The 18429-nt window shown below is 55.6% G+C and carries 19 protein-coding genes; 11 read left to right on the plus strand and 8 right to left on the minus strand.

Annotated features, from left to right (window positions below):
* Window positions 1-12 precede the first annotated feature (12 nt).
* The 8 genes from AAH450_RS16455 (at window position 13) to AAH450_RS16490 (ending at window position 9139) form a co-directional block, all read left to right on the plus strand.
* Window positions 13-954: an ABC transporter permease gene (locus AAH450_RS16455; RefSeq protein WP_318789025.1), complete on the plus strand. Its 942-nt coding sequence runs from the start codon at window positions 13-15 to the stop codon at window positions 952-954.
* 2 nt (window positions 955-956) lie between these two features.
* Window positions 957-1832 carry an ABC transporter permease gene (locus tag AAH450_RS16460; protein WP_342911167.1) on the plus strand — a complete coding sequence of 292 codons (876 nt, stop codon included), beginning with the start codon at window positions 957-959 and terminating at the stop codon, window positions 1830-1832.
* Between the two features lie 16 nt (window positions 1833-1848).
* Window positions 1849-3450, plus strand: coding sequence for a gamma-glutamyltransferase family protein (locus tag AAH450_RS16465; RefSeq protein WP_342911168.1), 1602 nt, complete (start codon window positions 1849-1851; stop codon window positions 3448-3450).
* Between the two features lie 143 nt (window positions 3451-3593).
* Window positions 3594-4310 (plus strand): DUF3053 domain-containing protein, encoded by a 717-nt coding sequence (locus tag AAH450_RS16470; RefSeq protein WP_342911169.1) that lies wholly within the window; start codon window positions 3594-3596, stop codon window positions 4308-4310.
* 598 nt (window positions 4311-4908) lie between these two features.
* The gene (locus tag AAH450_RS16475) at window positions 4909-6843 is read left to right on the plus strand and encodes a PTS mannitol transporter subunit IICBA (RefSeq protein ID WP_342911170.1); all 1935 of its coding nucleotides are present in this window, start codon (window positions 4909-4911) and stop codon (window positions 6841-6843) included.
* Between the two features lie 99 nt (window positions 6844-6942).
* Window positions 6943-8091 carry a mannitol-1-phosphate 5-dehydrogenase gene (mtlD, locus tag AAH450_RS16480; RefSeq protein WP_342911171.1) on the plus strand — a complete coding sequence of 383 codons (1149 nt, stop codon included), beginning with the start codon at window positions 6943-6945 and terminating at the stop codon, window positions 8089-8091.
* 67 nt (window positions 8092-8158) lie between these two features.
* Window positions 8159-8704 carry a mannitol operon repressor MtlR gene (gene mtlR / locus AAH450_RS16485; RefSeq protein WP_463322742.1) on the plus strand — a complete coding sequence of 182 codons (546 nt, stop codon included), beginning with the start codon at window positions 8159-8161 and terminating at the stop codon, window positions 8702-8704.
* 72 nt (window positions 8705-8776) lie between these two features.
* Window positions 8777-9139, plus strand: coding sequence for a YibL family ribosome-associated protein (locus tag AAH450_RS16490; protein ID WP_342911173.1), 363 nt, complete (start codon window positions 8777-8779; stop codon window positions 9137-9139).
* Between the two features lie 180 nt (window positions 9140-9319).
* Here the strand turns inward: AAH450_RS16490 and AAH450_RS16495 are convergent, their stop codons facing one another.
* A complete protein-coding gene (locus tag AAH450_RS16495; protein ID WP_342911174.1) occupies window positions 9320-9526 on the minus strand; it encodes a hypothetical protein in 207 nt (68 codons plus the stop codon).
* 275 nt (window positions 9527-9801) lie between these two features.
* Between AAH450_RS16495 and ycgZ the strand changes: the two genes are divergently transcribed.
* The 3 genes from ycgZ to AAH450_RS16510 all read left to right on the plus strand — a co-directional run bounded on the left by ycgZ (window position 9802) and on the right by AAH450_RS16510 (window position 10794).
* Entirely contained in the window at window positions 9802-10047 is a 246-nt protein-coding gene (ycgZ, locus tag AAH450_RS16500) for a regulatory protein YcgZ (protein WP_342911175.1), read from the plus strand.
* A 141-nt stretch (window positions 10048-10188) separates the two neighbouring features.
* Window positions 10189-10467 (plus strand): hypothetical protein, encoded by a 279-nt coding sequence (locus AAH450_RS16505; protein WP_342911176.1) that lies wholly within the window; start codon window positions 10189-10191, stop codon window positions 10465-10467.
* A gap of 75 nt (window positions 10468-10542) precedes the next feature.
* The gene (locus tag AAH450_RS16510; RefSeq protein ID WP_342911177.1) at window positions 10543-10794 is read left to right on the plus strand and encodes a biofilm development regulator YmgB/AriR family protein; all 252 of its coding nucleotides are present in this window, start codon (window positions 10543-10545) and stop codon (window positions 10792-10794) included.
* Window positions 10795-10895: 101 nt separating this feature from the next.
* Here the strand turns inward: AAH450_RS16510 and AAH450_RS16515 are convergent, their stop codons facing one another.
* The 7 genes from AAH450_RS16515 to AAH450_RS16545 all read right to left on the minus strand — a co-directional run bounded on the left by AAH450_RS16515 (window position 10896) and on the right by AAH450_RS16545 (window position 18415).
* Entirely contained in the window at window positions 10896-11963 is a 1068-nt protein-coding gene (locus AAH450_RS16515; RefSeq protein ID WP_342911178.1) for a sugar ABC transporter substrate-binding protein, read from the minus strand.
* Between the two features lie 34 nt (window positions 11964-11997).
* The gene (locus tag AAH450_RS16520) at window positions 11998-12996 is read right to left on the minus strand and encodes an ABC transporter permease (RefSeq protein ID WP_342911179.1); all 999 of its coding nucleotides are present in this window, start codon (window positions 12994-12996) and stop codon (window positions 11998-12000) included.
* On the minus strand, window positions 12993-14498 hold the full coding sequence (locus AAH450_RS16525; RefSeq protein ID WP_342911180.1) for a sugar ABC transporter ATP-binding protein: 1506 nt from the start codon (window positions 14496-14498) through the stop codon (window positions 12993-12995). Before AAH450_RS16525 ends, AAH450_RS16520 begins: the two co-directional genes overlap by 4 nt.
* A 257-nt stretch (window positions 14499-14755) precedes the next feature.
* A complete protein-coding gene (locus tag AAH450_RS16530; protein ID WP_342911181.1) occupies window positions 14756-15157 on the minus strand; it encodes a CesT family type III secretion system chaperone in 402 nt (133 codons plus the stop codon).
* Window positions 15157-16023 (minus strand): hypothetical protein, encoded by an 867-nt coding sequence (locus AAH450_RS16535; protein WP_342911182.1) that lies wholly within the window; start codon window positions 16021-16023, stop codon window positions 15157-15159. The genes AAH450_RS16530 and AAH450_RS16535 overlap by 1 nt, the downstream gene beginning before the upstream one ends.
* A gap of 237 nt (window positions 16024-16260) precedes the next feature.
* On the minus strand, window positions 16261-16878 hold the full coding sequence (gene sodA, locus AAH450_RS16540) for a superoxide dismutase [Mn] (RefSeq protein ID WP_318789007.1): 618 nt from the start codon (window positions 16876-16878) through the stop codon (window positions 16261-16263).
* A 196-nt stretch (window positions 16879-17074) separates the two neighbouring features.
* A complete protein-coding gene (locus tag AAH450_RS16545) occupies window positions 17075-18415 on the minus strand; it encodes an aspartate aminotransferase family protein (RefSeq protein WP_342911183.1) in 1341 nt (446 codons plus the stop codon).
* Window positions 18416-18429: the final 14 nt, after the last annotated feature.

Consider the following 18429-nt stretch of genomic DNA (forward strand, 5'->3'; position numbering starts at 1 on the left):
CGGAGAGCGACCATGTTGGAATTGATCTGTAAACGCCTGCTGCTGGCTGTTCCTACGCTGTTTCTGGTGAGCATTATGGTGTTCTCGTTGCAGAAGCTGCTGCCGGGCGACCCGGTGCTGGCGATGGCGGGGGAAGAGCGCGACCCGGCGGTGATAGCCCAGCTCAGAGAGCAGTATCACCTGAACGATCCGCTGCCAACGCAGTATCTCTGGTGGCTGGGTAACGCACTGCGCGGCGACCTCGGCACCTCGCTGCGGACTCAGGAGCCGGTCACTACGCTTATCGCCAGCAAGCTTCCGGTCACGCTGGAGCTGTCGCTGCTGGCGATGATCGTAGCGCTGGTGGTGGGCATCAGTATGGGGATTGTCGCTGCCGTCCGGAAAAACAGCTGGATCGATCACACCACCAACTTTGTCGCGCTTTCCGGGATCTCGATCCCGCACTTCTGGCTGGGGATCCTGCTGATCCTGCTGTTTTCCGTGCATCTTCAGTGGCTCCCGGCCTCCGGCTACGTGTCGCTGAGTGAGAGCGTTTCGCAAAACATCAAAACGCTGCTGCTGCCAGCGCTGGTGCTCGGCACTGGCCTGGCCGCCACGCTGATGCGTCATACGCGCGCCTCGATGATTGCGGTGCTGAAAGCGGACTATATCCGTACAGCCAGGGCTAAAGGTCTGCTGCCGAAAAAGGTGATCCTCAAGCACGCCTTCCGTAACGCGCTGGTACCGGTGATTACGCTGACCACCCTGCTGTTTGGCGAGCTGCTGGGTGGCGCAGTACTGACGGAACAGGTTTTCACCCTGCCGGGCTTCGGCAAAATGATTGTCGATGCGGTATTTAACCGTGATTACGCCGTGGTGCAGGGCGTGGTGCTGGTGGTGGCTATCGGCTTCCTGCTGCTGAACCTGCTGGCTGACGTTCTGTACGTGCTGATCAACCCTAAGATGCGAGGCTGACGATGAGTGAAATTCTGGCCGCTGGCAACGCTGCTGCGCTGCGCAAGCCCACCAACCGCGTGCTGAAGAAGTTTCTCGGCAATAAAAGCGCGGTTATCGGTGCGGTGATTGTGCTCTTCTTTGTGATCGTGGCCCTTCTGGCGCCCTGGCTGGCACCCTTTGATCCGATCAAAGCCAACTTTCTGGCGGTGCGCAAAGCGCCTTCAGCCCTCTACTGGCTCGGCACCGATGAGCTGGGACGCGATATCTTATCGCGCCTGATCTGGGGCGCCCGTAGTTCGCTGCTGGCGGGCTGTATCTCAGTGCTGATCGCCATTCTGATTGGCGTTCCGCTGGGGCTGATTGCCGGATACTGGCAGGGAATGTGGGACGGCGTGATATCGCGCTTTATTGAAGCCCTGCTGGCCTGCCCTTTTCTGATCCTTGCTATCGCTCTGGGTGCTTTCCTCGGCCCCAGTCTCGGCAACGCGATGATCGCTATCGGCTTGTCCGCCATGCCCATCTTTGCCCGCCTGACCCGGGGGCAGGTGATTGCCATTCGCAATGAAGAGTATATCGACGGTGCGCGCGCTATCGGCCTGCCTGACCGCTGGATTGTGCTGCGCTACGTGCTGCCTAACGTGATGTCGCCCATTCTGGTGCAGGCTACGCTGGCTATCGCCTCCGCCATTATTACCGAGGCCAGCCTCTCTTTTCTGGGTCTGGGACAACAGCCGCCAGCCCCCTCCTGGGGCGCGATGCTGAACACAGCCAAAGGCTTTCTGGAGCAGGCGCCCTGGATGTCGGTTTTCCCCGGCCTTGCCATTTTTCTTATCGTGCAGGGCTTTAATCTGCTGGGCGACGGACTGCGCGACGCGCTCGATCCGCGCAACGACTAATCATTAAGGAACGGCTATGAGTGGAATCAGTGATTTTAACGTGGGATACCCATCTTATCGCGCGCCGATGATGGGCCGTAATGCGGTGGCGGCATCCCAGCCGCTGGCCGCACAGGCGGGGATCCGCATGCTGCAACTGGGCGGCAATGCGGTTGACGCAGCGATTGCCACCGCGATGGCGTTAACGGTGGTGGAACCCACCGGCAACGGCATCGGCAGTGACGCTTTCGCCATTATCTGGGACGGTGAAAAACTGCATGCGCTGAACGCTTCGGGCCGTGCTCCTGCTGCCTGGTCGCGGGAGACCTTTGCTCATCTGGCCGCAATGCCGGAAATCGGCTGGGATGCGGTGACGGTGCCGGGTGCGGTCTCTGCCTGGGTTGAACTGGCAGAGCGGTTTGGCACCCTGCCGATGACCACGCTGGCTCAACCGGCCATTGAGTATGCCCGCAACGGTTTTCCCGTTTCCCCCCTGATTGGCCACCTCTGGGAGCGCGGCTTCAACAAGCTGCGCGATCAGCCGGGCTTCAGCGCCTGTTTTGCGCCGGAAGGCCGCGCGCCCAAAGTGGGCGAACTGTTCCGTAATCCGGACCAGGCAGACACGCTGGAAAAAATCGCCGCCACTAACGGTGAAGCGTTCTATCACGGCGAGCTGGCGGAAAAAATTGCCGCCTTCGCCAAAGAGCATGGCGCGGCGCTGACGCTGGAGGATCTGAAAACCCATAAGGCTGACTGGGTAGAGATGCTGTCGCGTCCGTTTGCAGGCGGCTCGGTGCAGGAGCTGCCGCCGAACGGTCAGGGCATCGCCACGCTGATGGCGCTGGGTATCCTGGAGCAGTGGGATATTGGCCGCTATGAGCCAGATTCCGTGCAGTGGCTGCATCTCTCCATCGAAGCGATGAAGCTGGCGCTGGTGGATCTGGAGCGCTATGTGGCTGATGAAGATCATATGGAGTTTCCGGCGGAGCTGCTGCTTAGCGATGAGTATCTGAAAACCCGCGCCGCGCTGATCGACCCGACCAGCGCCGGCGACTTTACCTTTGGTGCCCCTAAGCAGAGCGGCACGGTCTATCTCTCCACCGCCGACGCCAGCGGGATGATGGTCTCATTTATTCAGTCCAACTATATGGGCTTTGGTTCAGGGGTGGTGGTACCGGGTACCGGCATCAGTCTGCAAAACCGGGGCGCAGGCTTTGTGCTGGAGGAGAACCATCCAAACGTGGTGGCGGCCAGCAAGCGCGCTTTCCATACCATTATCCCCGCCTTTGCGCTGGATGGTGAAGGTCAGCCGCTGATGTCCTTTGGCGTGATGGGCGGGCCGATGCAGGCGCAGGGGCACCTGCAAATGGCGCTGCGGATTATGCTGGCGAAACAGAATCCTCAGGCGGCGATTGATGCACCGCGCTGGCGCGTGGTGGAAGGCCGCGAGGTAAGCGTGGAGCCGGCAATGGCGCTGAATACGATAGCCGCCCTGCGCGCGATGGGGCATAAAATTGTGGTGGAAGATCCGCTTCAGACCTATAACTTTGGCGGTGCGCAGGCAATTGTTCGCGACCCTCAAGGCTTCTACATTGCCGCCACGGAAAGCCGCAAAGATGGCCAGGCCCTGGTTTTCTGAGCCATGCTGCCGGTGGCGTGAATTTCTTCACCCTTCCGGCCCTGTTTTCCGTATCCTCCCCGCACGAGTTAGACTATTCTTCAGAGGCGGCGCATGCCGCCCTCATTTCTTTGCAAGCCCTACAATTACAGGAGTTACTCCCCATGACGACAGGACTTTCTCGCGTCTGGTCACGTCTGCTGGTGCCCTTTGTGGCACTGTTTCTGGTTTTCCAGCTCACCGGCTGCGGTGATAAAGAAGCCGATCAGCGCAAAGCTTTTATCGATTTCCTGCAAAACACGGTGATGCGCAGCGGCGAACATTTGCCGAGCCTCAGTGAAGATCAAAAACAAAAATTAGGTAATTACGTCAGCGATTACGCCATTCTTTACGGTTTTTCTCAGCAGGTTAACCGCGCCGTGGACTCCGGCATGAAGCCGGTAGTGGATGAGCTTTCCGCTATTCGTACGCCGCAGGATTATCTGACTCGTCGTGACTCATTGCGTCAGGCCAGCGGTTCGCTGGGCGTGCTGATCCAGCAGATTCAGGCGGCCAAAACGCAGGCCGACAGCAGCAAGGCCGCGCTGAAGCAGCCTGAAGATCTGAAAACCGTCTATGACAATGTCTATAACAAAGTAGTGACGCAGCCAGCGAATTCGTTGCAGCCGTTGCTGCCCGCCTTACAGGCGCTGAGCCAGGATGCGGTGCAGACCGGTGATTTCCTACAGGCGCAGGGAAGCCAGGTAACCTTTAACGGCCCCGCTATTGAGTTCCCAACGCAGCAGCAGGCAACGCAGTACAACACGCTGATGCAGAACCTCTCTGCCAACGCTCAGGCGCTGAGCCAGGCGCAAAGCGCACTACAGGGCGGTTTCCAGTAAGCGACCGGACTAAGTCAGGATAGCCATTACAGCTCATCGCAGGTGGGAATATCCCGCCTGTGATGAGAAAGGCAGGCCATTTTTCCGCCTGCCAACCGTGCTGCTTAAACGCCAGCCGGATGCCTGACGAAACCGTTAAGCGGAAAGCGTCATCTGCCCGAACAAAACCTCACGTTGAACCAGAACACAGAGGTCATTTTCCTACATAGCATCTATCTGTTGAACAGGGGCCAGGCAGAAGTGTGATCGCACGCATTTTGAGCACAAAATTTATTGTGACTTCTGTCACACATATGACAGAAAGCCACCTCCCAATTTCGTGACAAAAATCACACAAAATCGGCGCATTTGCGTATTAATTCACCAGCGTCTTTTTTTTACACCCTATATATGTGATCCGCATCACTAAAACACCCCCTCATGCCCACCCAACTTAGTGATATGTATCACACTTTTCCTGCTGACTACGCAGCGTCATATTCGCGTGATAGAGTCCGCCTGCATACACAGTGATCTAGCGGCTCCCCGCCGAGATGTCCTAAACAAAAATCAACGCGCTCTCTTATTGTCAGCGCGTACCAATAAGGGGTGTTTTTTTATGTCCTCATCAGATATCAAGATCAGAGTGCAGAACTTTGGTCGCTTTCTGAGCAACATGGTGATGCCAAATATCGGGGCCTTTATCGCCTGGGGTATCATCACCGCACTGTTTATTCCTACCGGCTGGCTGCCAAATGAAACCCTGGCCAAGCTGGTTGGCCCGATGATCACCTACCTGTTGCCGTTGCTGATCGGCTTCACCGGTGGTCGTCTGGTTGGCGGCGATCGCGGCGGCGTGGTAGGTGCTATCACCACCATGGGCGTGATTGTCGGTGCGGATATGCCAATGTTCCTCGGATCGATGATTGCTGGCCCGCTCGGCGGCTGGGCAATCAAAAAATTCGACCGTGTGGTCGATGGTAAAATCAAAAGCGGCTTCGAAATGCTGGTCAACAACTTCTCTGCCGGTATCATCGGCATGCTGTTGGCGATCCTGGCTTTCCTGGCGATTGGTCCACTGGTCGAGGGGCTTTCCCATATTCTCGCCGCTGGCGTAAATCTGATGGTGCAGAACAACCTGCTGCCGCTGACCTCCATCTTTGTTGAACCGGCGAAAATCCTGTTCCTGAACAACGCCATCAACCACGGCATCTTCTCGCCGCTGGGTATTCAGCAGGCAAGCGAAGCCGGTAAGTCGATCTTCTTCCTGATTGAAGCCAACCCAGGTCCCGGTATGGGCGTGCTGATGGCTTACATGTTCTTCGGACGCGGTAATGCTAAGCAGTCTGCGGGCGGCGCGGCCATCATCCACTTCCTGGGGGGTATTCACGAAATTTACTTCCCGTACGTGTTGATGAACCCTCGCCTGCTTATTGCGGTAATCCTGGGCGGCATGACAGGCGTGTTCACGCTGACGCTGCTGAACGGCGGTCTGGTTTCTCCGGCCTCGCCGGGTTCTATCCTGGCCGTGCTGGCCATGACGCCAAAAGGTGCCTACTTCGCCAATATCACCGCCATTGTTGCCGCCTTTGCGGTCTCCTTCGTGGTCTCTGCCATCCTGCTGAAAACCAGCAAGGTAAAAGAAGATGACGATATTGAAGCCGCCGCTCGTCGCGTTAGCGAGATGAAAGCGCAGTCTAAAGGCCAGGGCACCGCTACCGCGGCTACTGCTGCCGATGGTATGCACAGCGACCTGACCCTGGTGCGTAAAATCATCGTAGCCTGCGATGCAGGTATGGGTTCCAGCGCAATGGGTGCAGGCGTGCTGCGTAAAAAGGTGAAAGATGCCGGTCTGACCATGATTTCCGTCACCAATACCGCCATCAATAACCTGCCGGGCGATGTGGATCTGGTGATCACTCACCGTGACCTGACCGAGCGCGCCATTCGTCAGGCACCGCACGCACAGCATATTTCTCTGACTAACTTCCTCGACAGCGGTCTCTATACCGACCTGACCAGCCGTCTGGTAGAGGCGAACCGTACAGCGGGTCACCGTGAAAAAGTCACCGCCACGCTGAGCGACAGTTACGACGACAGTCAGGAACATCTGTTCAAGCTGAGCGCCCGCAACATCTTCCTTGGCAACCACGCAACCGATAAAGAGCAGGCGATCCGCTTTGCTGGTGAGCAGTTGGTCAGAGGCGGTTATGTTGAGCCAGAATATGTTCAGGCGATGCTGGATCGTGAGAAATTGACGCCAACTTATCTGGGTGAGTCCATTGCGGTTCCGCACGGGACGATTGAAGCGAAAGACCGCGTGCTGCACACCGGCATCGTCTTCTGCCAGTATCCGGACGGCGTGCGCTTCGGTGAAGATGAGGACGATATTGCCCGTCTGGTCATCGGTATCGCTGCCCGCAACAATGAGCACATTCAGGTGATTACCAGCCTGACCAACGCGCTGGATGATGAGTCCGTGATTGCACGGCTGACCACCACCACCGACGTCCAGGAAGTACTGGATCTGCTCGCGGGTAAAAAGCCGGTTTAAGCTTCCGCTACTCAAGCATTACCTCCCAGGGCCGGGCATGCCCGGCTCTTTTTTCGGGTCGGGTTTGTCCGGCCCTTGATCGTTGATACGGGAAAAATTATGAAAGCATTACATTTTGGTGCCGGAAATATTGGCCGCGGTTTTATTGGTAAATTACTGGCTGACGCCGGGATCCAGCTGACGTTTGCCGACGTCAACCAGGTGGTTCTGGATGCGCTGAATGCCCGTCACGAATACCCGGTGCATGTGGTTGGCGAGCAGGCGCAGGTTGAGATTGTTAAAGGTGTGAATGCGGTAAACAGTGCCAGTGACGACATCATTCCCCTGATTGCTGAAGTGGATATCCTGACCACGGCGGTAGGCCCGCAGATCCTGGAACGCATCGCGGCTGGCATCGCTAAAGGGCTGATAAAACGCAGCGACAGCGGTAATAACCGCCCGTTAAATATTATTGCCTGTGAGAACATGGTGCGCGGCACCACGCAGCTGAAAGGCCATGTGATGAAGGCGCTGCCAGAGCAGTATCACGCCTGGGCAGAAGCCAACGTCGGCTTTGTGGATTCCGCCGTAGATCGCATCGTACCGCCGTCAGAAGCGGGCACCACCGATCCGCTGGAAGTGACCGTAGAAACCTTCAGCGAGTGGATCGTCGATAAAACTCAGTTCAAAGGGGATCTGCCTGCCATTCCGGGCATGGAGCTGACCGATAATCTGATGGCCTTTGTGGAGCGTAAGCTGTTCACGCTGAATACCGGCCACGCTATCACCGCCTATCTGGGCCAGCTGGCCGGGCACCAGACCATTCGTGATGCCATTCTGGATGAGAAAGTCCGCACGGTGGTACAGGGAGCGATGGAAGAGAGCGGCGCAGTGCTGATCAAGCGTTACGCTTTTGAAGCTGACAAGCATGCCGCCTATATTCAGAAAATCCTTGGTCGCTTTGAAAACCCTTATCTGAAAGATGACGTTGAGCGCGTAGGCCGCCAGCCGCTGCGCAAGCTGAGCGCGGGCGATCGCCTGATTAAACCTACTCTGGGCACCCTGGAATATGGTCTGCCGCATGCTAACCTGGTGACCGGGATTGCCGCAGCGATGCACTATCGCAGCAGCCAGGATCCACAGGCGCAGGAGCTGGTAGCGCTGCTGGAAAGCAAAGGCGTTAAGGCTACGCTGGCGCAGATCTCTGGCCTGGAAGAAGAGAGCGACGTAGTCGCTGATGTGGTAAAAGCATTTGATGCTATGGCCTAGCGCCGGTTTCAGCGGATGAACGAACAGGGCACACGCTGTGCCCTTTAAGGCGGCGTCCCGCCTGGTGATGAACGATATGCAGGCTCTCATGGAAAAACCACAGGCTTTTGAGAATCGGGTGCTTGAACGCCTGAACGCCGGACGAACGGTCAGAACTTTTCTGATCGCGGCGGTTGAGCTGTTGGCTGAAGCGGTAAACCTGCTGGTTATTCAGGTTTTCCGCAAAGATGACTATGCGGTGAAGTATGCGGTAGAACCGCTGCTGCTGGGCGATGGCCCGCTGGGCGAACTTTCCGTCAGGCTGAAGCTGATTTACGGTTTAGGCGTAATAAGCCGCAGTGAATATGAGGATGCGGAACTCCTGATGGCGCTGCGCGAGGCGCTGAATGACGACGGCACCGACTACCGTTTTACCGACGATGAGCTGCTTGGTCCTTTCGGTGAACTGCATTGCGTGGCGGCTTTCCCGCCTCTGCCAGATCTTTCCAGCGACGATCCTGAACTGCGCGCCATGCTGCAACAGCGTTATCAGCAGGTAGTGCGATCCACGCTGGTGCTCTCCCTGACAGAGCTGATTTCCCGCATCAGTCTCAAGCAGGCGTTCAAAAAGTAACGCGTCCCCTTTCCCTCTTGCTACTGCTTTCGTGTATCCTTGCGGCAATGAATCACATTACGGTCAATGAAAATGAAAGAACCCGTTCAGGAAGAAATCAGAACCCTTAGCGATAAGCTGGAAGCGATGACGCGCAAAGAGCCAGCGCTGCTGGAGTCTGGCGACGCAGAAAAGCTCGGCGAACTGCTGAAAGAGAAAGACAAGATTATTGCAGAGCTGGAACGCCTGCGTGGCGTGCGCGAGCAGAAGCTCAGCAAAGAGGCGCAGAAGCTGAAAGCATTGCCTTTCAGCCGGGCAATCACCAAAAAAGAGCAGGCCAACCTGGGCGAGCTGAAGAAAAGCGTCCGTGGCATTGTGGTGGTTCACCCGATGACGGCGCTGGGCCGCGAGATGGGCCTCCAGGAGATGACAGGCTTCGCAAAAAACGCATTCTGACCCCGCGTTTTCGCCTGGTTCAGCGGTTCTGTGATTGCAGAGCCGCTTTCTCTGGCATCATCCCTGATAGATCCTCAGACCTCTCCATCAAGCACGAGCACTCGCCAACGTTATTTCTTAGGGCGTGTCATCACTGCATCTTTCTGATGTGCGTAATGCAAAAAAGCTAACGTTTACGGACTACTCGTTCGGGGTACTCCTCACAATATAATCCCTTGCCCAGCAGCAAATGGCTTTCACTGCCGGGTTGCCGGCACTTGCGCCCATCAACTGCAACATGGTCAGGATATTTTCACTGTGAAGGGGCAGATCTGCTCTTAACAGGGCCGTTACTGCCGCACCAATAATGGCGCGCTGGTCGTTTTGCCGTTCATCCGTTATCTTCAAAAAATTCTCCAGGCTGTATGAATATCCAGTATATCACCCTTTCATTCCTGAGAAGGGCGTTCCTCACGCGCCTTTATCACACCTTGCAGGTTGTACAGTTCGGGGCGGGAGCGGGATGCGGGTGCCTGTTTCATAACTTGCTGATCTGCAAGAGTTAGCACATATTGCACAAAAATCTGTCATCGGCCCGGAGACATTCCTGTACAAAAAAATATTTTTTGTATAACTTACCCCGCATCAAATGGAGAATAATCAACCACCGGAGTGCAGCCATTATGCGCCAGAATAACGTAGCCCCGCAGACCGAAGAGCAAATTGCGCATTATTTCAACAGCATACATCTGCCTACCCAACAGGAGACGCTGGGCCAGATCGTGACTGAAATCCTTCGTGCCGGAAAAAGCCTGAACCGTAAGGCGATTTGCAGCCGTCTTTTGTTTCGTCTTGAGCATGCCAGTGGACAGGAAGAAGAGCGTCACTATCAGCAGTTGATAGGCCTGCTGTTTTCACGGGAGATCTGATAAGCGGCAATACCTTCAGGTAAGAGTGGTTTAGCCTGAAATTTCAGTTCGCACAGCGTCACAACCTGGTCTCAGACGAAAAAAAATTGTGTCAGGTGGAGGGGTTTCCTCTGAGCCTGGTGCTTGTCATGGATTGAGTTCATGTTCCCAGATGAAGAAGAAAAGCTCACAGATAGTATGTTGGGTGACGCTCTCCTCTGTCTGCTGCACGAAGACAGCGCGATAAACGTTAGCGCGCTGATCGCTACACTACAGCGAATGGCGGAGCGTGAAGAGAGCGAGATGTACAAACAGGCTTGTCTGAATGCGCTGATAAACGTGCGTAAAAGTGCAAAGTTTTGCGCCTTTCACTCAGATGAGGAGAGCCATGTGCTGCCGCTCTTTTCACACCAGCGTACCGCTAAAGCGACTAAACACTGATAAACCGTGAAGCGTTCACGCCTGTCAGGCTTACTTACCATGCACTCTTAATCTGGACAATCAGGAATGGAAACTATGCAGCAGAGAGTTAAACAAGCGTTTTCCGGGAATTCCGGTCAGGAAAGCGACCTTTATCAGGATGAAAAACAGATAATAGGCAGCATTATTCACCACCAGATCTCTACCCGTGGTCACGTGACTAACAAGACCATCACCCTACGACTGATTGAAATGCTGGAAACAGCGGATAATGCAGAGCAACAGCATATGTTGCGTAATGCGCTGGAACTTATTGTGGGCCAGTCAGCCGAATCCGTTCGTTCCTGATGGCCGATGTGGTCTTGTCGCGCTCAGTATAAAGCGGTGAGCGCGACTGACTTCACTCTTGTTTAGTGCTGCCTGGCGGTGAGGCGGATAAACAAAATAGGTTATTTTTTCGCGTATTTAGCCTGCAACGTGGCGAACCACGGCGCCACGAAGTCGGCAGATTCTCCCCAACCCGGAATGATTTTGTTCAGGCTGGCAACGTTGACCGCGCCAGACTGCTCAGCAAGTTGCGCCTGAGAAATAGCCGCCGCCTTGAATTGATAAGTTGCAGGCGTTGCTTCCCCACCAATCTTATTGGCAATCAGACGCATATTGGTAGCGCCAATCAGCTTACTGTCTACCGCTACCGTCTGCTTCCAGGGACTGTCAGCCTGGTGCATCAGCTGGAGATCCTGGTTAGAGACATCGATGCTGTAGAGTTTAATTTCGGTACGGCCGTTCTCCTGCAACGCTTTATAGGCGCCCTGAGCAAAGGCATCCCATGAGCCCCAGATTGCGTCAATTTTGCCTTTCGGGTACTTGGCAAGGATGGCGCCAATCTTGTTCGCCGTGTCGCCCTGAACGTCTGAAGAAACCGCACCAATTGACTCCAGCTGATGAAGACCCGGATTCGCCTTCAGCACTTTCTCATAGACCACCTGACGGCGCTCCATCGCCGGGAAGCCGGCCACCCACAGCTTGACGATATTCGCCTTGCCGTTGGTATCTTTAATCAGCTGATCCAGAGAGAGCTGCGCCAGAGAAGCATCATCCTGCGCGGTGACGGTCACCCCTTCTACCGGCTGATTGACCGGCGTGTCGAACACGGAAACCTTGATACCTGCGTCAGCAATTCGCTTCACCAGCGCCGTAGAGTAAGGATCTTTCCCGTGCGACAGAATGATGCCGTCATATTTCTGGCTGATGGCCTGGTTCACAAAATCCTGAAAGCGGGCGTCGTCGCCGTTGCTCAAAAAGGTGCTGACCTTAAAGCCGAGCTTGCGCCCTTCCTGAATCGCACCCGCCACAAACTGGGTGGTGTTGTCATCCGAACCGAGGTTACGGATCACCGCCACACGAACCGGGCCGTCGTGATTAGCAATGACGGCCGGAACGGTAGCGGTATCCGCGAAGGCTGGTACGGCGGTGAGCAGGCTTAACGCCAGTAACGAGGTGGTCAGTTTTTTCATTGTTATCACTACCCTGTCGGTCGGTGTAAAGCGCCTATCGGCGCTGTATGTAAGTAATCGCCAGTGCAACAGCCAGCACTAAGCCTTTGATAATATCCATGGCGTAATAGGGCACGGAGAGCATCACCAGTCCGTTCTGCAACACGCCGAGAATAATGGCCCCTACCAGCGTTCCCAGCGCGTTCGGCTTGCCGGAGCCTGCCAGCGAGAAGCCGATCCATGCCGCGGCTACGGCATCCATCAGGTAGCCGCCACCCGCATTAACCTGCGAAGAACCGATGCGGGAAGCCAGTAAAATCCCACCCAGGCCCGCCAGCAGAGAGGCGATAACATAGGCAAGCACGCGATAGCGGTTGGTACGAATGCCCGACAGCCGCGCCGCTTCAGGATTACCGCCAATGGCATACATCCGGCGGCCATGCTTGGTCAGCGACAGCCCCAACTGCGCCAGCACGGTCACCACCAGCATAATGATAACGATGGTGGGAACCTGCCCCAGCAGCGAGAAGTTAGCCGGAATAGTGCCTTCCGCCATATCGCCGCTCGGCAACACCATATTTTCCGTAATAGAGCCGCCGAAGCTGTAGGTCATCGCCACGCCCTGCACAACAAACAGGCTGGCCAGGGTAGCTAGCATGTCGGGAATACGCAGGATAACGATAAGAAAGGCGTTAAACAGGCCTACCAGCGTACAGAGCAGCAGAGTGATAACTATCGCCTGCGTTGAGCCGTAGCCGTACCAGACGAACAGCGAGATCACCAGCGAGTTCGCCAGCGACGCGGTAGATCCGACAGAGAGGTCGAAGCCGCCGATAGTCAGGGAAATCGACACGCCGATGGCGATTACCGTGACGATAGCGATAGAGCGCAGGATATTGACGATGTTCGTCGGCTCAAGGAAGCTGTCGGACGCCAGGCCAAATGCCGCGATCAGGGCAACAACTGTCAGCAACATCCCCCATTTATAGAGAAATTCAAACAGCTGGTGACGCGCAGAGGGCGCCGCCTTCAGGGAAAGTTCTTTGCTGCTCACGCAGGCGTACCTCCGGTGGAATAAAGTAAAAGTGTCTCTTCATCAACGTCGCTGGCGTCCATTTCTGCCACGATACGCCCGTCCCAGAGCACGCAAATGCGATCGCACAGGCCAACCAGTTCAGAGAATTCGCCAGAGGCGTAAATCACCCCTTTTCCCTGGCGAGCCAGCCCGTCGATCAGCTCAAATAAATCCGTTTTGGCTTTGATGTCGACCCCTTTGGTCGGCTCATCAAAAATCAGCACGTCGGCGTCATTGCGCAGCCATTTGCCGATGGCCACTTTCTGCTGATTACCGCCCGACAGACGACGCAATGTCTGCTGTGGGCCGGTGGTACGCACGCCCAGCCGCTTGATGACCTCCTCTGCCCATTGCCAGGCCTGCCGGTGGCCAAACAGGCTCCAGCGGGAGAAGCTGTTATCCGCCGTCACGCTCAGGTTCATTGCTACCGACTTATCAATAAAGATGCCCTCTTTGCGGCGCTCTTCCGGAATCAGCGCCATACGCTTCTCTACCGCAGCATGGGGCGAAGAGGGCTTCCAGGGTTTACCGTGCAGCTCTCCACGCTCAAGCCGGCTGCGGGTCGCGCCAAACAGAGCCTTACAGAGTTCCGTTTTTCCTGCGCCGGCCAGCCCGGCAATCCCCAGGATTTCGCCTTTACGCAGCGTCAGGGAGATGTTGTGCAGCAGCGCATCGTCGTGCAGGCCCTCCACGCTGAGCAGCGTTTGCTCGCTGAAGGGGGGACGACGCGGGGGATAGATATCATCCAGTTGATGGCCCAGCATCTTCTCGACAATCTGTTCGCCATCCAGCTGCGCCATTGGGCAGGTTTCAATCAGCTGACCGTCACGCAGCACGGTAAGCTGGTCGCAGATAGCGCGCAGCTCATGAATACGGTGGGAGATAAACACCACGCCGATGCCGCTGCGTTGCAGACGGCGCACGACCGCAAACAGGCGCTCGCTTTCATGCTGATCCAGCGGCGCGGTGGGTTCATCAAGAATAAGGAAGCGGCAGTGATGGGAGAGCGCCCTTGCCAGCAAAATCTGCTGTTTTTCCGCCAGCGTACAGCGATCGACAGGCCGACGAACATCCAGCGAAACATCCAGCTGCGCCAGAAGCGCTCTGGCCTGTTTCCGGATCTCTCCCCAGTGATAAATCTGTCCGCCTTCTGCCAGTCTGTCCAGCATGATGTTTTCCGCCACGCTGAGTACCGGCACCAGCGCCACGTCCACTTCCTGCTGCACCAGATGAATGCCCAGCTGTTTCGCGTCGCGCGGGGAGCGGATGGTTACGGGCTGACCATCCAGCAAAATTTCACCGCTGTAGTGATCGTAAGCCCCTGACAATACTGCCATCAGCGTCGACTTTCCCGCGCCGTTAGCGCCCGTCAGCGCATGTACCGAATGGCCTTCAAGGCTGAAGTCCACGCCGTTCAGGGCTGTAAAACCGCCAAAAGCGATGGAGATTTGACGCATTTCGAGGCGGTTTAACGCAGTCATGGGCGAAATTCTCTGGCAGATGATCAAAGGTGTCGCCGCATTTTTTATTGGATTGGCACGGCTGGCAACGAACGAAAGCGCATAAGCTAACACGAAATGGTATTAGCCATCCAGACATCCAGCCATATAAGCGGTTAAAACCAGCGAGACTCGCCTGGCCAGCATAATGCGGGGGGATAATTGCTACAGGCAGCATTTCGCTCGGCCTGTTAAGCCACAGGCCCGAAGATCAGTTGATACTTTTATCCGGAAGACTGTTACCGCTGGGTTGAGATCAGCCGCGCCGTTTCGTTTGCTTGATCAACTAACCGTTCAAACAGTGCGATAAGCGTACTGCTGTCCAGGTTCACAAACCGTTCACGGCTCCAGAGAAGCACTGTTTTCTGATTTCCCAGAACAGAGAGGTTTATGGCAGGCGCAGGCTGGTCAAAGCTATTTTGCTCCAGCAGCAGCCACGCCAGCTCCTGATGATGTTCCGCAGGTACACAACCCAGGCTGGCTACGATCAGAAGCTCATCGCTGTTCAGGGGAGTAAACTGCATGGCAATATGCTTAAAGTCGATGTTGATCCCCTGATTTTCTGCCAGCGGCGGTGCGCTGACGTTCAGGTGACGTAAAAGCGGTTGCATCAGTCGGGCAAAGAGAGAGGAACCAGGCATCAGCTATCGTCCCCTTCAGGGAAATAGCGACGCGCCTGCTGCATGGCCATCGCCTGTCGCTCATAAACGGCACGGTCGGCAATATTCTCTAATACCTCTGCCGCGTTCTCCCGGTTCTGATAGCGCACCCCAGCATTGCGGATACCGTGCGTTCGCCCTTCAAGCCTGACGCTGCCCGGATTTTCCAGTACCTGATGATAGGTGGGGATCTGCTTTTGTTGATTAATATGCGCAATCCGCTTTTCATCCACAAGTTTCACATCGGCAAGTTCATCTAACTCGATTTTGGGATCGGAACCTGGCAGATGAACATCCAGCAGCCGGTTAATATCTGGCCGAAGCGCGGCATTATCGACAAGATGGGCACGGGCAAAAATCGGCCATGGATCCACCACGACAGCGCGGCGGGGTTCACGCAAATCGCCAATCACATTCAGTTGATGATCGCGATGATTTTCAACGGCATAAGTATAAACCGGACGGGTTAAATCCATATTGGATAAATAAGCCATGGCAAGGGCAGATTGTTCACCACAGGTGCCTCCCCGGGCTGCCTGCCCCGATTTAACAATGGCCCCATCGTCCCCGCGGAAATCAACATCCCGTAAGTGACGGGCGGCAACAGCATGGTAATAGCTTTGTCCCCTGGAGAGCATGTAGTCTGTTTTCTGATTGCCGGTTCCGTGCACGAGGTTATCTTTAACAACATCGATTACGTTCTGAGCAATATTCAGTTCGTTCATCAACTCAGGCGAAACCAGCACCGTCTCACCGCGATGCCGGCCCGGCAGCGCTTCCCAGAGCTTTACCGTCTGAGGGTCACTTCTTTTCACCTGTGCAGAAGTTAAGGGGAGTGCCGGAAACATAAAGTTCTCCTGAAAGTTCATAATTTGAACTGAGTGTCGCCATGCCAGCAAAAGTTCATCGCTTCTTTTCTGTACTGATAAGAAACGTGAGCTTGCTGGCAATAACGCCACAAGGGCAAAGAGGATGATTTTCTACAGGGATGGGCAAGAAGATGAGGTGGCGACGCCCAGCGGGCAATAAAAAACCGACGAAGCGGGCTTCGTCGGCTTAGGGTCACGATTTAACGTGGAGAGAAATTAGTTAGCGGCTGAGAAGCGCGCTGCGGCTTCATCCCAGTTAACCACTTCCCAGAACGCCTTGATGTAGTCAGGGCGTTTGTTTTGATATTTCAGGTAGTAAGCATGTTCCCACACGTCCAGACCCACAATTGGGGTGCCGGATGCGCCAGAAATCGCTTCGCCCATCAGCGGGCTGTCCTGGTTGGCGGTGGAAACCACAGCCAGCTTGTCGCCTTTTTTAACCAGCCACGCCCAGCCTGAACCGAAACGGGTTGCAGCCGCTTTTTCAAATTCAGCTTTGAATGCATCAACGCTGCCGAAATCTTTTTCGATAGCCGCTTTCAGCTCGCCGCTCAGGGTGGTGCCGGTTTTCAGGCCTTTCCAGAAGAAGCTGTGGTTAGAGTGGCCGCCCGCGTTGTTACGCAGTACGGTTTTCTTGTCAGCGGGAACCTGATCCAGTTTAGCGAGCAGCTCATCAACAGGCAGGTCGGCAAACTCGGTGCCTTCCAGCGCCGCGTTGGCGTTGTTGACGTAAGTCTGGTGGTGTTTAGTGTGATGGATTTCCATCGTCTGCTTGTCGAAATGCGGTTCCAGTGCGTCGTAATCATACGGTAAGGATGGCAGTGAATAACTCATGTTCATCATCTCCATTTAAGGGTGAGCGGCGCCGTTTCTGTTAGCACCGCGTAAGCAGTCGGATCATTATAGTTAAATAAACGATCCGTAAAAGGGTTATCAATGCCCCGACGTTAATAAGGGATTACGCCTTAGCGGGCGCAACGACAGCTTTATGCCATTTGGCTGTAGCGTGACACCAAATCGATCTAAGCCATTATTTCCCTAATGCTGCCAACGATTTATCCAGCGCCCCGACCAGCCAGTCAATATCGCTCTCCTGGAATGCCAACGGCGGACGCAGTTTCAGCACGTTGCCATAAGGCCCGGCGACAGAGGTGAGGACATGGTTTTCACGCAGCTTCTCGGTGACGTCCAGCGCCAGCTGCTTATCGGGCGTTTTGCTGGTTTTATCCGTTACCAGCTCAAAACCAATAAACAGCCCGGCACCACGAACATCTCCCACGCACTCATATTTCTCCTTCAGCGTCAGCAGCTCACGCAACAGCTTCTCGCCCACCACACAGCTGTGCTCCTGCAACCCCTCTTCTTTAATAACCCTGAGTACGGCCTGAGCTGCCGCCATCGCTACCGGGTTGCCGCCAAAAGTATTGAAATAGGGAATATCATCGCTAAACGAGGCGAGCACATCGCTTTTCGCCAGCAGCGCCGAAACAGGAATGCCGTTACCCATCGGTTTACCGGTAGTGACGATATCGGGCACCACGCCGTGACGGGCAAAGCCCCAGAACGCCTCGCCGGTACGGGCAAAGCCGGGCTGCACCTCATCGGCAATAAAGATCCCGCCATTTTTATGCACCACGTCCACCGCTTGCTTCAGGAAGCCTTTTGGCCCCGGCAGCACGCCATCTGAAGAGAAGATAGAATCGGCGAGGAAGCCCGCAAACTTAATGCCGTGCGCGGCCATATCATCAATCTGCTTCTGGATTTCGTTCGCAAACCACTCCCCCAAATCTGGCGCGTTGACGCGGTAATGGTCAGGAGGGGAAACCAGGCGGGTCGTTGCTGCCAGTGGCTGACCCGTTCCCAGCGCAGGCGATACGCCAGATGTCAGGTCGCTGGTGCCGTGATAGGCTTCCTGACTGACGATAATCCCGGTGCCGCCGCTGTGGGCGCGCGCCACGCGGATAGCCAGATCGTTGGCTTCTGATCCGGTGCACATATACATCGCCCGATCGATCCCGGTCGGCATTGTCGCCAGCAGCTCTTCTGAATAGTCCAGAATGCGCTCATGCAGGTAACGGGTGTGCGTATTCAGCTGCTGCATCTGCTGATATACCGCATCAATCACCGCCGGATGGCAGTGACCAATGCTGGCTACGTTATTATAGACATCCAGATATTTATCCCCGGCGGCATCCCAGAGATACTGGCCCTCACCCCGCACCAGATGCACCGGCTTACGGTAGAACAGACGGTAAGATTCACCCAGCACTTTGCTGCGTTTATCTGTCAGTTTGCGTACGTCAGCCTCCAGGCCGTCGGCGTGCTCGGCGCGAAAACTGTTGGTGTCCATAATTGTCGAACGTGTAGCCATAAGAACTCCCGTTG

Source organism: Erwinia magellanica (assembly GCF_039023495.1).
GTDB lineage: Bacteria > Pseudomonadota > Gammaproteobacteria > Enterobacterales > Enterobacteriaceae > Erwinia.